Here is an 11,693-nt window from a genome sequence, read left to right on the forward strand (position 1 = left end):
GCGGCACTGTTATTCTTCTATATCGATACGATACGCCTCAAACCATGTATGGATCTGGGCAAGATGGGCGATCAGCTGCGGGCCTTTCATCAGCTGGCCGAACCACGGAACCTGAAAAGATGAACCTTCTGTCTCCAGCAGCATTTCCAGCTTCTTTCTGTCAAGCAGGGTGTGAAGCACGGAATCTTTCTGTTGTAAAATCGTTTTCAGCCATTCCGTGACCCCCTGCGTGTATTTCGGGTGATGCGTTTTCGGATAAGGGCTTTTTTTGCGGTACAAAATATCTTCAGGAAGCAGTCCTTCAAGCGCTTTCCGCAAGATGCCTTTTTCCCGGCTGCCATGCATTTTCATTTCCCAAGGAATATTCCAAACGTATTCCACAAGTCTGTGGTCGGCGAACGGCACCCGTACTTCAAGACTTGCGCCCATGCTCATGCGGTCTTTGCGGTCGAGCAGATTTGTCATAAACCAAAGCATATTTAAGTAGAACAGCTGCCGTCTCGCTTTATCTGTTCCCGTCTCACCGTCTAACAGCGGCGTTTCCGCAATGGTTTCTTCATATCTCGCATTCACGTATTCTCTAAGATTCAGCCGTTTTTGCCACTTTTCATCCAAGAGCGTGATCCTCTCCTCAGTCGACCTCATCCAAGGAAATCCGTCTTCTTCTGCCGCGGTGTGAAACCACGGATATCCGCCGAAAATTTCGTCCGCGCATTCTCCGGAAAGGCTCACGACAAAATCTTTTTTAATTTCCCGGCAGAACCATAATAGCGAGGAATCAACATCAGCCATGCCCGGCAGATCTCTGACGAGAACGGATTCCTCCAGGTGTTCAACCAGCTGATCCTGCGTAATCACGCACTTATGATGCTGTGTGCCGAATGCATTTGTCATTTTATCGATCCACGGGCCGTCATCATTCGGCTGAAAGGCGCTCGCTTTAAAAAATTTGCTGTTCTCCTCATAATCAATGGAATAAGTATGAAGGGGATCTCTGCCTTGTTTCTCAAAATGAGCGGCGGCTATCGCGGTTATCGCGCTCGAATCAAGCCCCCCTGATAAAAACGTGCAAACCGGCACGTCAGATACGAGCTGGCGTGTCACTGCATCCTGAAATAAGTACCGAATGTGAGCCGCGGTTTCATCGAAGCTGTCTGTATGCTTTTCGCTCTTTACATTCCAATAACGCCATATGGACAAACCGTCCTTTGAGAAAGTGAACGCATGGGCGGGACGCACCTCGTGAATTCCTTTAAACACCCCGCAGCCCGGAGTTCTGGATGGTCCGAGTCCGAATACTTCCGCAAGTCCGCCGCTGTCTGTGCGGGCTTTCACATCAGGATGAGCAAGGATGGCTTTCAATTCCGACCCAAACAGAAAGGAAGAGCCGTGTTCTTTATAAAAAAACGGTTTGACGCCGAGCCGGTCTCTTGCCCCGAACAGCCGCTTGCGCTTCTCATCCCAGATGGCAAAAGCGAAAATACCGTTCAAGCGGTCCACGCACTCCTCCCGCCACTCAATATAGCTGTGCAGCAGCACTTCTGTATCAGAGGTCCTCTCAAAACGGTGGCCCCTCGCCTGAAGCTCCTTCCGCAATTCCTCCGTGTTATACAGCTCGCCATTATAAATGATGGTGTACGTTTCCTCTTGATGCGTGCAGGCCATCGGCTGGCGGCCGCCTTCAATGTCAACGACCGAAAGTCTTTTATGTCCGAATAAAACATGGGGTTCTCCCCAGACGTTTGAATCATCAGGCCCTCGTTTTGAAAGAGTGTCTATCATATTGTTCATAATATGTTTCTCTTGGACGAGCTGCTTTTGAAAATCGACCCAACCCGCAATTCCACACATGTGATATCAGCTCCAATCCCGTTTCTGTCGGTATCAAATTCGTTTCTATCAGCACTTTACCCAGTTTATGCAAAGAAACGCAGATAGTTGATTTGTCCCACTAAGAGTTGTATGAGACAAGCCCGATTTGGAAAGAACGGAAGAGAAGAAACAAACAAAGGAGACCGGCACGGTTATGAAACGAAAACAGCTTTTCTCAGAAAAAAACAAATGGGGGCGCGGCACCCTGATGATAGAGGACGGCATCTGCCTCGTCGAAAACGATGAAGGCGATATCCTGCTGGCAGACAGTCTAGGTAACGCAGACGTATTGATGAAACGCGGCGGCAGATGGCAGCCGGCACGGATTTGCGGCGGTGCGGCCGAAATCGGCGCAGACACCATCCCCCTGCTCGGCGGGGAAGAAATCCGTTATGAAAAGGCGGTCAAACGGCCGCTGTTAACCTTGCTCGATTCGCTGGACGATGAAACGTTTCTGCTGTTTCTCAGCCATCTTCACGGGTTCGGCCTGTCTGTATATGATTGCGTATTTTCCTACAATCAGGCGCTGTTTTCCGGTGAAGGCGTTTCGTTTTATCACTTCTCGGCGGATGACGCACAATGCGCCTTGCAGCATCACCGCGGCAGCTCGGGTAAACACGACAGATTTGAATGGACGGCATCTGACGGACGGCGCTCCATTATGTATTCAGCGGCAAAACAAGACGGCACCGCGTAACAAACAGGCGGCACCTTTTAAATAGGTGCCGCCTGATGTATTCAGCTTTGTTTTTCACGCTGATTGACGCCCGGCGTTTGCTATTACCCTTCACAGCCGCAGCTTTTGCGGTAACAAGAGTGATTGACGCTTTTGGCATCCTGCACATCTCCTTCGCCTCATCAACATCCCCCTGCCACGGCCTTTCTCATTCAGCGGCACAGTTGCGCGACTAAAAAAAACCCGGATGCATCCGGGTTTTTCAAGCGATTGATTAAAATACGTGAAAGCCGATCGGCAAGTGAAGGCCGAGCAGCACCGTCAGGACGAGCACGATAATAAAACCGATCCACAGTCCGCCGGTTGATTTGCCTTTTTTCTTACGGATGACGAGCATTTCCATCAGTCCGATGGTAATGATGCCGAGCAGCATTTTTCCGGCGTACTCTCCGTTCCAATTCGCAAAACGGACAAAAAGCTCAGCTCCGGTCAGAATAATAATAATGTAGAATAAGCGCAGAATCATATGCGTAATTTTTGCGCCCTTCGCTTTTCCGGAACCGTACAGCCCGTAGCTGACAAATACCAGGATAAGCGCAACGACCCATGAAGTAATATGCCAATGTGTCATTATGTTCAATTCCCCCTATCAGATCAATCTGCCTCACTTATGGTACCACAACAAGCCGATCGGAGCATTATCAATCGTGCGAAAGACACACAATTATCCGATTTGGTTCGACAGCGTGCCGATCGGTTCAATTGTAATGTCAATGCGGTCCCCCGGCTTTAAAAATTTCGGCGGCTTAAACCCTTTTCCGACACCGGACGGCGTCCCCGTCGCTATAATGTCACCGGCTTCAAGCGTCATTCCTTTTGACAGCGTTTCGATTAATTCAGCTATCGGAAAAATCATGTCACCCGTTGATCCTGATTGGCGCAGTTCTCCGTTCACCCGCGTTTCAACTTTCAGGCTTTGTGGATCACTGACGGCCGACTTATGTACAATGACCGGGCCCATCGGGCATGTCGTATCGAGGCTTTTGCCGATAAAAAACTGTTTATGTTTCTTCTGCAGATCGCGCGCTGTTATATCATTTACAATTGTATAGCCGAATATATGATCAAGCGCATGTTCTTTGGAGATGTGCGATCCGCTTTTTGATATGATGACCGCAAGCTCCCCTTCATAATCAAGCTGCTCCGTTACGTCCAAGTGGCTGTCCACTGTTTCTCCGTGTCCTGTAACGGCAGCGGGGGCTTTCGTAAAAACCATGGGATGCTCCGGTATATCAGCCTCACTCCCCATTTCAACAGCATGATCACGATAATTTTTCCCGATGCAGATCACGTTCTTTGAAGGTCTCGGAATAGGCGCGCAAAGCTTTACGTCAGACAGCGCATACATAAATGAACCCGACTCATCATTCGGTTTTTTCGCCCATTCCGCAAGCTGTCCGGCATGCGCGACAAACTTATCTCCTTTTTGAATGCACTCGATCAGCGAACCCGGAATCGTCTCAAGTTCAAACAATTTTTTTTCAGCCTTTTGCAGATCTAAGATTTTGTCATCATCAATGATCAGACCGACAAATGTTCGGCTGTTCAGTTCCCCTGTCGCAAATTTCATGTTAATCCCCCATCATTTTTAAATCTGGCATTCCTTTATGTATTCTTCCTCCTGGCGGGAAATTCCTCTTTTAAACAGGCTGAAAATAAGTGTAAAAGAGTATCAAAAATTGTCACTTTTTTAGTCATATTGACGAAATAAAACCTTCTTGGCCAAAATGGGTTATACTATTATCATCCTATGTTTTCCAAAATAATCGAGAATTGGAGATCACACGATGAACAAAATTGAAGAAAAAAGATTAACTTTATTCGAGACAGCGCAAAAATTCGGAATCAATGCAACGGAGACCATCAGGTGCAGCCAGGAGCTGGACAGCCTTTTAAACGGGTGCCGGGGCGGGCTCATCCAACAAACGAAAGACAGCGGGCTGAACCCGGCCGCACAGATTGAGCACGGCCGCACCGCAGGAAAAAAAGAGGCTTTCTCATAAACGTGATATGTATATAAATCTGTATCATTTATGTATAAGACCCGGCATGCGTAAAGCGCCGGTGTTTTTACGTCTAAAGTTTTTTCCGCTCACAAAAATGTGCATTTGTCATAAGCTATTTTAGGCAGGCAGCCCAGATAAGCTCCTGGAGTGCAGTCATGAAAATCTTCACGAAAAGGATGTGCTCGTATGCCCGCAATTGTCGGAGCGTTTAAAATTAATGCCGTCGGTACGAGCGGAGTCGTTCATATAGGCGACTGCATCACCATTTCTCCAAAAGCAGAGGTTAAGACATTTGCCGGAGCGGGCAGCTTCAATACCGGAGACAATCTCACACTGACGAATTACAGGAATTCAACGAATGTGTACGATAATGATGTAATCGATCAGCCGATGGCAGGAAACGCATAAAGGAGGCGCCGTATGAATTTTTACGTCAATCAGTCGATCCATATCAATTACATGCGTGTAGAATCTGTCAGCAATTCCTCCATACTGCAAATCGGAAGCGCCGGTTCAATTAAATCTCTTTCCAATCTGTACAACACAGGGAGTTATGTTGAGCCGGCGCCGCCTGTCACCGCGGGGCAGCAGACTGTAACAACAGGGGGAGGTCCCGGCACCTCATCATTTGTACCGCTCCAGCCGCCAAGCCGGTAGTTTTAATGAAGGAAACGAGACGCGAGGTGAATGTCATGTATGATCAATCCGTTTCATCCTACCTGCAGAATTTAAATTCTTTCGTACAGCAGCAGGCGCAGCAGATTCAGGAGCTCGAACGGCAGCTGAAAGAATTCCAAAATGAAATTTCAACGCTGAAGCAGCAGCCTTCTACAAGAATCGATCGGCTCGAGTATAAATTTGATCAGCTGAAAATTGAACGGCTGGAAGGAACGCTGAATATCGGATTGAATCCGACTGATCCGAATGCCGTGCAAAACTTCGAAGTCGGCCAGACATCTCCGCAGGTCGGAATGATGCAGCAGGAACAGGCGGGCCAGCAAATGCAGCAAATCCGCCAAAACGTCGATATGTACCTGAATGAAGAAATCCCCGCGCTTTTAGAGCAGCTCGAAACTCAGTATGAGAGCAGGCTGGACGAAGCGAACAAATATCATATTATTGAAGATATCAGAAAGCAGATGGACAGCCGGATTCAGTATTATCTGTCCCATGTCCCGAAAGAAGAAAATACGGCGCCCGCGCAATATGCCGAGCAGATTGCCGAACATGTGAAGCGTGATATTGTCAGGGCCGTCGAGCACTTTATTAAGCACATACCTGGTGAAATGAAAGGTGATGATCCGTCATGATTTTTACAGTGATTAACCGGAATATTGAAGTCGGCGACATCCGGTCTACCGGTGTATCCAGTTCTTCCTTATTATTAATCGGCGACACCGATTCCGTCTATCTGTCTTCCATCTTTGACACGCCTCCGGAATCTCTTATTATCGGGCCTTATGTGCCGCTGGCGCCGGAATAATGTTAAAGCGCATTTCACGCCTCCGGAACGCCAAAATCAATTCAGTCGGGATTGCGAGTGTCTTTCAAGCAGGCGATACGAATGAAATCAATATGCGGATCAAAGTATTGGCCGATCAGCGTAGTCTTGCTGTATACAGAGATGATGAAGGCTCATTTAACAAAAAAGAATACCAGATTTTTCGGCAGCCAGCCGTCATGCCGTTACCGGAAACGGGAGTCCAAAGCGCATTCTGCCATGAAAACCCTTCAATTCGGGTAAGGAATGTGAAAGTTCAAGGGGTATCGTCAGCATCCGTGGTTCAAATCGGATCGACGTCGATCGTTCTGGGAGATTCGCGGCTGAAACATATTAGGCAGATCTTCACGCCAAGCTCACAATCACAGCAGCCCTGACATATAATGACGATGAGACTTCTATAAAGGGTGTCGTTTATGCCAGCAATTACCGGACCTATAGCTATCAATTCCATATCGGGCGGAGTCGTAAACTTTGGTGATTCCTTTTACCTTTCTCCAAAAAGCTCTTCTAAATCTGCGCTCGGTTCGGGAGCAGGCAATACCGGAGATTTCCTGTTATTAAACAACGTTGTCAATGCGACAAACTATATAGACCCCGATGTCAGCGATCAAAATGTGGTCGGAAACGCCTAAAAAGCAGCCGCTCTTTCAGAAGAGGGCTGCTTTTGTTTCAGCGTTATTTTCGTTCATTTGCTTTTTTTGTTTTTACAAGCTTTTCCGGCGGCTGTTTTCTGATCCATTTCACAAACCGCGCGAGTTTCGGGTCACGACGCAGCTCTTCTATTCCCGTGAGCCTTGCCGCAAGCTCCTGATTCGTATAGAGCGCGTGAACCTGTTTATGACAAGGGATGCAGAGCATTGCGGTCGGAAGGAATGTCCCGCCTTCTTCCTTAGGCGTTAAGTGGTGCTCCGTCAGCCGCACATGATGGCGGCCGCATAATTCACATGTGCCCTCGGCAGAATCGGCCATGATTCCTTCTCCTTTCTACATGATCTCCAATGTGACCCGGGTGCCTTTCCCGCCCGGTTCGGACGGATGAACGATTAATTTTTTCGGCAGACGCGCTCTCAGCTCCTGCACATGGCTGATCACTCCGACGGATAAGTTGTCCGATTGCAGCTTTTCGAGCGCTGTAACAACGGTGTCTAAGAGCCCTTGGTCAAGAGTTCCAAATCCTTCATCTAAGAAAAAGAATTGCAGCGGGTATTGCCCCCGCAGCTGAATCTGGGCGGACAAGGCAAGCGCAAGCGACAGCGATGTCAGAAACGTCTCTCCGCCAGAAAGGCTTGATACGGGCCGTTTGACGCCTCCGTTCGCGTCATCACGCATGACGAAACCGCCTTCTGAATCGACTAATATGGCATACCGCTGCCTTGTCAAAGCTCCGAGACGGGCAGAGGCGTCCCGAGCCACACTTTCCAGCTGTTCTTCCGCTAAAAATTCGACGAATGTATTGCCTTTACATACAGACTGGAGCTTATCAAGCCTGTCAATCTGTGTCTGCCAGCTTTTCAGTTCGGCTTCAATCTCTTTAAAGCGCTTATGCTGTTTTTGCATAACCGCGAAGGCTTTTGCCTGCGCTCCTTTTTCCTCCATGGCGGCGCCTGACTCAGCCTCTGCCTGCTTCAGCAGAGAAACGGATGCTGTCCATTCTTCCTCCGATATCCGGCGCTCGGCTAATTTATCAGTAACACGGCTGATATTTGCCGATAGCTGTTTTGAGGTGTCCAGGAACTCATCTATTTCTTTTTTCATTTCCTCTGCACGCCCTTGCGGAAGCAGATTTTTTTTGACTTGGTCCGGGTCGGCAAACCCGGTGTCTTTTGACCTCACGCGCCAGTCGTTTTGCGCTTTCTCAAGGGAGGTCTCAGCATCCCTGAGTGACATGAGACTCCCGGATTCCCGGCCTTTTGCGTCATTCAGTGATTGCTGCGCCTGCTTCAGCGCGTCGAATAGGGACTGTTCTTTCGATTTTAACAGCTGTAATTCCTGCCGCACCGCTTCAAGCTTTGCGGAAATTGATGTTTCTTCAGCTGCTGTTCCGAGCTCTTGTTCATACCCGTCAATCATCTGCTGCAGGCGCTCAGACGCATAGTGAAGCTCGAGCCGTTCCCGTTCAAGCCGATGCTTCATCTCCTGCAGGCGTTCTTTCTCCTCTTCATGTTCCTTGAGGAATGCGATGCTTGTTTCAATGCGCTTCTCACATTCTTCTGCCTGCCTGTCCTTCTCATCTATCGAAGCCTGCCAAGTGTCAATCCGGTTTGGCGGAATATCACCGCAGACTTCGTTGTACTGATTCAATCGGCTTTCTGACAGCGATTCAAGCTCTTCTAATGAATGTCTGAGACGGCCGGCTTCTTTTTCCTCGTAGCGGATTCGTTCGGCAAGCTGCTCAGCTTGTTTCACCGTCTGCTGATGCGCGCTGATCAGTCTTGTGACCTTCTCTTTTACCGACAGCATATCCTGTTTCATTTGTTTCCATTCCAAGCGGACGGCGCTGAACGCTTCATCAAGCGGGCGTCCGCTGATGGAGGAAGCGGCTTCCAGCTCCGGAACCCGGACGCTTTGCAGAAACGGACATTCTTCGGTAAAACGCCCCGACTGTTCTTCTAATGCAACCTTGGCTGTCAGCACTTCCTGAGAAAGAGCCGCCGCCTCAGAAAGCAGCGCTTCAACCTGCTGCAGCTGTTCCTGTACAGCCGTATCAGGCGAGAATGTTTCATGAGCGGAACGCGGGCGGTCATGCTGCGTCGAGCCGCATACAGGACAAGGCTTTCCTTCGATTAGTTTTTCCGATAATTCTTTTGTTAATGCAGCCGTTCTCGCTTCCTCTGAGCGCCTGCGGAGATCGGCTTGCGTTTTGTCAGCCCGTTCGGCTGCGGCTTTCAGTGAACGTTCCGTTTCACAGACCATATGGTAAACGGTTTGAAGCGTTTGATAAGCGTGCGTAACATCTTCCTCTTCCGTTTTCGCTTTCGCTGTGAGCGACTCGCTTTCTCCGTTCAGCTTCTCCACGTTTTTCAGCTGCGTTGTCAGATTGGCCCGTTCTTTCGTGATTTGTTCCTGTGTCTGCTGAAAGCCTGCCGCCAGCTGTGCGGCGGTCTGGCATTTTTTCCGTTCATCGGCGGTCACTTGAACTGCTTTCAGCTCTTCTTTCAGCTCATTCTGCCTGTTTTGGCCGCGGGTCAGGCGGTCTTTCACTCCGGCCAGCTGTTTCGAGGCGGCTTCGTATTCTTCCTCTTTTTTGCTGTGTTCCGCATTTGTTTTTTCCGCTTCTTTTTTCGCTTCAAGCAGTTTTTGTTCAATGGCTGAAAGTCTTTGATACAGCTCTTCTTCCTTGACAAGCTTCGGCTCCTGTTCGGCCTTATGGGCCCGCCATGCTTCATAGGCTTCATTTTGCCGGGTAAATGAAACGGTTTCCGCCTCTGATTTCCGTTTGGCCAGTTCGTGTTCCTGTTCGGCGCGCTGCTTCCGGCGGACGGCTTCTGTGTAACGGTCTGCGTACGGCTCAAGGGCGAGAGCTGTTTCCGCCTCTTTAAGACGCTCAGTCAAATCCGTGATGTACGGGCGTCTTTCCTCAAGCTTTTTCTCCCGGCGCTCATATTCATCTCTTTCTGTCTGCAGGTTCCAAATTTCCTGGTGATTCTCAAAGCGCTCTTTTGCCCGGACCCGTTTCTTCTCAGCTTCTTCAAGCCGTTCGTTCGCTTCGTGAAACTGCTGTTCAGCCTGCTTCAGCGCATCTTCTCCTGCGTCTCCGAGGCCGGATTGTTCGGCCAGCATTTCATTTTTTTTCGCTGCCGCTTCCTGCGCCCGCCGCCGCAATTTTTTGACAAGCCTGTCCCCGTACTGTTCCAGATTAAACAGGCGCTGGAGCATATGTCTTCTTTCCGCGCCTTTAAGCGACAGAAACTCGGCAAACTTTCCTTGCGGCAGCACGACGGCTCTTGTAAAGTCGTCAATGGTCAGGCCAAGAAGCTCTTCCACCTTTTTGTTCACTTCATTCGCTTTATCGGCCAGCACCGTTTGTTCGTCTTTGATTTCAATCAGGCGGCAGAGGGCGGTTTTTACTTTCGTTTCATCCGTTCTCTTAAAAACGCGCTCGACCTTGTAGGAAACCCGGTGGCCGGATTGAAGCGCGAATGTAAATGAGACGGCGAGCTGATCTTCGGCATGATTCAGGATGCCGTGCGTATTATTTGCGGCGCGCTCCACTTTTCCGTATAAAGCGAGTGTCATGGCATCAAGGATTGATGATTTTCCGCTTCCGGTCGGCCCGAAAATCCCGAACACCCCGGCTCCGGACAGTCCGGCAAAATCAATGGTCTGTTCCTCCCTGAAGCTGTGGAGCCCTTTTATCGTTAACAGAATCGGCTTCATGTCGCATCCTCCTCATCATCTGCTGACGCAAGCTCTAAAAACAGCTTGACCATCTCCTCATCCGGCACGCCGCCGCCCGTTTGTTTTTCATAAAACTTCTTAAATCGATCCTCAATTGATGTGTGTTTCACTTCAATCCGGTCATTTTCGGTCTCTTTTTCTTCAAAAACCGGCCTGATATGGATAAAGCCGGGATGCGCCTTTCTCAGCCGATGAATTTCCTCGAGAGAAAGCTGATCCGTCAAATGGATATCAAGATCGATCCAGGCATTCCGGTCACGCCCTTCATCAAGCCAGCCGTGAACCTCGCTCAGCCCCTGCGCTTTCCATTTGACGAGCGGTTTACCGGAAGACAGGAAAATCTCTTCCCACTTCGCTTCTCCGCCGGGCTTCGCTTCTACCACCGTCACCGATTTGGCATAACCGGCTTCCGAAAAGCTGTATGCGAGCGGAGAGCCTGAATAACGGGCAGCCGTCTTGGCGCGCTTGATCGTTTGCGGACGGTGGAGATGGCCGAGAGCCACGTAAGCCGCATCAGCCGGCAGGCTGTCAGCGGCAACTGTGTAAGCGCCCCCGACTTCAATCGGACGCTCTGAATCGGTCTGATTTCCCCCCGCGACATAAATGTGGCTCGCCGCGATTTTCACGGCATCGTCCCGGCACAGTCCGCACATGTGAGCAAACGCCTCTCTGATTTTGACATCGTAATGATCGCGAAGAAGCTTTTCCTCAAACGTATCAGAAAGCACTTCGTTTAATCTCGCCTCTGACGGATATGCCAGCGCAGCTACGGCTAACAGCTCGTCCGCCGACGGCACTTCAATATGCACAGGTTCTGTCCGCGGATAGCCGATTAAATGAATGCCGCGCTCATTTGTTAACGGAGAAGCCGCCGCCAGCCTGTCGGGATTGTCATGGTTTCCGGCAATGACGACAACCGGGCGCTTTCCGCCGTCAGAAAGCGCGGAAAGACTTTCGTAATACAATTGTTCAGCGAGCGCAGGCGGGTTGACCGTATCAAATACATCCCCCGCCATAATGACCGCATCAATATTTTCTTCCTTGACAATGGTATTCAGCTCTTCCAATACCTCGGCCTGCTCGCTCAGCCTGCTTCTGCCTTCCAGCGTTTTGCCGAGGTGCCAGTCAGCTGTATGTAAAATGCGCATACCGCATTCACCTCACTTTTTGATAGAAA

15 protein-coding genes are annotated in these 11,693 nt (G+C 49.7%); 9 read left to right on the forward strand and 6 right to left on the reverse strand.

All coding sequences use genetic code 11. The features are described 5' to 3' along the window. Positions 1–9: 9 nt before the first annotated feature. Positions 10–1,851, reverse strand: a complete 1,842-nt coding sequence (gene asnB / locus SB24_RS04400) for an asparagine synthase (glutamine-hydrolyzing) (RefSeq protein WP_025284535.1) — start codon at positions 1,849–1,851, stop codon at positions 10–12. A 175-nt stretch (positions 1,852–2,026) separates the two neighbouring features. On the opposite strand from asnB, the gene SB24_RS04405 reads away from it, so the two are divergent. Both SB24_RS04405 and SB24_RS19925 read left to right on the forward strand, forming a co-directional pair. Continuing rightward, positions 2,027–2,569, forward strand: coding sequence for a DUF2777 family protein (locus tag SB24_RS04405; RefSeq protein ID WP_014417377.1), 543 nt, complete (start codon positions 2,027–2,029; stop codon positions 2,567–2,569). A 35-nt stretch (positions 2,570–2,604) separates the two neighbouring features. Next, positions 2,605–2,784 carry a hypothetical protein gene (locus tag SB24_RS19925; RefSeq protein WP_134816601.1) on the forward strand — a complete coding sequence of 60 codons (180 nt, stop codon included), beginning with the start codon at positions 2,605–2,607 and terminating at the stop codon, positions 2,782–2,784. 38 nt (positions 2,785–2,822) lie between these two features. Here the strand turns inward: SB24_RS19925 and SB24_RS04410 are convergent, their stop codons facing one another. Further along, complete coding sequence (locus SB24_RS04410; RefSeq protein ID WP_007409161.1) at positions 2,823–3,179, reverse strand: YisL family protein; 357 nt, start codon at positions 3,177–3,179, stop codon at positions 2,823–2,825. A 93-nt stretch (positions 3,180–3,272) separates the two neighbouring features. Beyond that, positions 3,273–4,178 carry a fumarylacetoacetate hydrolase family protein gene (locus SB24_RS04415; protein WP_031378473.1) on the reverse strand — a complete coding sequence of 302 codons (906 nt, stop codon included), beginning with the start codon at positions 4,176–4,178 and terminating at the stop codon, positions 3,273–3,275. Between the two features lie 217 nt (positions 4,179–4,395). Here SB24_RS04415 and SB24_RS04420 point away from each other — a divergent pair, with 217 nt between their 5' ends. The 7 genes from SB24_RS04420 to SB24_RS04450 all read left to right on the forward strand — a co-directional run bounded on the left by SB24_RS04420 (position 4,396) and on the right by SB24_RS04450 (position 6,750). Then, positions 4,396–4,611: an aspartyl-phosphate phosphatase Spo0E family protein gene (locus SB24_RS04420; RefSeq protein ID WP_007409163.1), complete on the forward strand. Its 216-nt coding sequence runs from the start codon at positions 4,396–4,398 to the stop codon at positions 4,609–4,611. Positions 4,612–4,800: 189 nt separating this feature from the next. Then, positions 4,801–5,022, forward strand: a complete 222-nt coding sequence (locus SB24_RS04425) for a spore germination protein (RefSeq protein WP_003155135.1) — start codon at positions 4,801–4,803, stop codon at positions 5,020–5,022. A 12-nt stretch (positions 5,023–5,034) separates the two neighbouring features. Next, complete coding sequence (locus tag SB24_RS04430; protein ID WP_007409164.1) at positions 5,035–5,271, forward strand: spore germination protein GerPB; 237 nt, start codon at positions 5,035–5,037, stop codon at positions 5,269–5,271. Between the two features lie 35 nt (positions 5,272–5,306). Continuing rightward, positions 5,307–5,924 carry a spore germination protein GerPC gene (locus SB24_RS04435; RefSeq protein ID WP_031378472.1) on the forward strand — a complete coding sequence of 206 codons (618 nt, stop codon included), beginning with the start codon at positions 5,307–5,309 and terminating at the stop codon, positions 5,922–5,924. Continuing rightward, on the forward strand, positions 5,921–6,097 hold the full coding sequence (locus SB24_RS04440; RefSeq protein WP_003155141.1) for a hypothetical protein: 177 nt from the start codon (positions 5,921–5,923) through the stop codon (positions 6,095–6,097). The genes SB24_RS04435 and SB24_RS04440 overlap by 4 nt, the downstream gene beginning before the upstream one ends. Beyond that, positions 6,097–6,492: a spore germination protein GerPE gene (locus tag SB24_RS04445; RefSeq protein ID WP_007409166.1), complete on the forward strand. Its 396-nt coding sequence runs from the start codon at positions 6,097–6,099 to the stop codon at positions 6,490–6,492. Before SB24_RS04440 ends, SB24_RS04445 begins: the two co-directional genes overlap by 1 nt. Before the next feature lie 39 nt (positions 6,493–6,531). Continuing rightward, positions 6,532–6,750, forward strand: a complete 219-nt coding sequence (locus SB24_RS04450; protein ID WP_003155143.1) for a spore germination protein — start codon at positions 6,532–6,534, stop codon at positions 6,748–6,750. Positions 6,751–6,793: 43 nt separating this feature from the next. Here the strand turns inward: SB24_RS04450 and SB24_RS04455 are convergent, their stop codons facing one another. The 3 genes from SB24_RS04455 to sbcD are packed head-to-tail and all read right to left on the reverse strand — an operon-like array spanning position 6,794 to position 11,664. Further along, a complete protein-coding gene (locus SB24_RS04455; protein ID WP_007409167.1) occupies positions 6,794–7,087 on the reverse strand; it encodes a hypothetical protein in 294 nt (97 codons plus the stop codon). A 15-nt stretch (positions 7,088–7,102) separates the two neighbouring features. Then, positions 7,103–10,495 carry an exonuclease subunit SbcC gene (gene sbcC, locus SB24_RS04460; RefSeq protein WP_039252060.1) on the reverse strand — a complete coding sequence of 1,131 codons (3,393 nt, stop codon included), beginning with the start codon at positions 10,493–10,495 and terminating at the stop codon, positions 7,103–7,105. After that, positions 10,492–11,664 carry an exonuclease subunit SbcD gene (sbcD, locus tag SB24_RS04465; RefSeq protein ID WP_007409169.1) on the reverse strand — a complete coding sequence of 391 codons (1,173 nt, stop codon included), beginning with the start codon at positions 11,662–11,664 and terminating at the stop codon, positions 10,492–10,494. The genes sbcC and sbcD overlap by 4 nt, the downstream gene beginning before the upstream one ends. Positions 11,665–11,693: the final 29 nt, after the last annotated feature.

The sequence above is a fragment of the Bacillus sp. Pc3 genome (assembly GCF_000815145.1).
GTDB lineage: Bacteria > Bacillota > Bacilli > Bacillales > Bacillaceae > Bacillus > Bacillus velezensis.

What these genes read in the sequence shown, in the direction of transcription:
- SB24_RS04450 (WP_003155143.1), top strand. Translation starts at nt 6,532, where the DNA reads ATGCCAGCAATTACCGGACCTATAGCTATCAATTCCATATCGGGCGGA.
- asnB (WP_025284535.1), bottom strand. Translation starts at nt 1,851, where the DNA reads ATGTGTGGAATTGCGGGTTGGGTCGATTTTCAAAAGCAGCTCGTCCAA.
- sbcC (WP_039252060.1), bottom strand. Translation starts at nt 10,495, where the DNA reads ATGAAGCCGATTCTGTTAACGATAAAAGGGCTCCACAGCTTCAGGGAG.
- sbcD (WP_007409169.1), bottom strand. Translation starts at nt 11,664, where the DNA reads ATGCGCATTTTACATACAGCTGACTGGCACCTCGGCAAAACGCTGGAA.
- SB24_RS04410 (WP_007409161.1), bottom strand. Translation starts at nt 3,179, where the DNA reads ATGACACATTGGCATATTACTTCATGGGTCGTTGCGCTTATCCTGGTA.
- SB24_RS04425 (WP_003155135.1), top strand. Translation starts at nt 4,801, where the DNA reads ATGCCCGCAATTGTCGGAGCGTTTAAAATTAATGCCGTCGGTACGAGC.
- SB24_RS04415 (WP_031378473.1), bottom strand. Translation starts at nt 4,178, where the DNA reads ATGAAATTTGCGACAGGGGAACTGAACAGCCGAACATTTGTCGGTCTG.
- SB24_RS19925 (WP_134816601.1), top strand. Translation starts at nt 2,605, where the DNA reads ATGTATTCAGCTTTGTTTTTCACGCTGATTGACGCCCGGCGTTTGCTA.
- SB24_RS04420 (WP_007409163.1), top strand. Translation starts at nt 4,396, where the DNA reads ATGAACAAAATTGAAGAAAAAAGATTAACTTTATTCGAGACAGCGCAA.
- SB24_RS04445 (WP_007409166.1), top strand. Translation starts at nt 6,097, where the DNA reads ATGTTAAAGCGCATTTCACGCCTCCGGAACGCCAAAATCAATTCAGTC.
- SB24_RS04440 (WP_003155141.1), top strand. Translation starts at nt 5,921, where the DNA reads ATGATTTTTACAGTGATTAACCGGAATATTGAAGTCGGCGACATCCGG.
- SB24_RS04430 (WP_007409164.1), top strand. Translation starts at nt 5,035, where the DNA reads ATGAATTTTTACGTCAATCAGTCGATCCATATCAATTACATGCGTGTA.
- SB24_RS04435 (WP_031378472.1), top strand. Translation starts at nt 5,307, where the DNA reads ATGTATGATCAATCCGTTTCATCCTACCTGCAGAATTTAAATTCTTTC.
- SB24_RS04405 (WP_014417377.1), top strand. Translation starts at nt 2,027, where the DNA reads ATGAAACGAAAACAGCTTTTCTCAGAAAAAAACAAATGGGGGCGCGGC.
- SB24_RS04455 (WP_007409167.1), bottom strand. Translation starts at nt 7,087, where the DNA reads ATGGCCGATTCTGCCGAGGGCACATGTGAATTATGCGGCCGCCATCAT.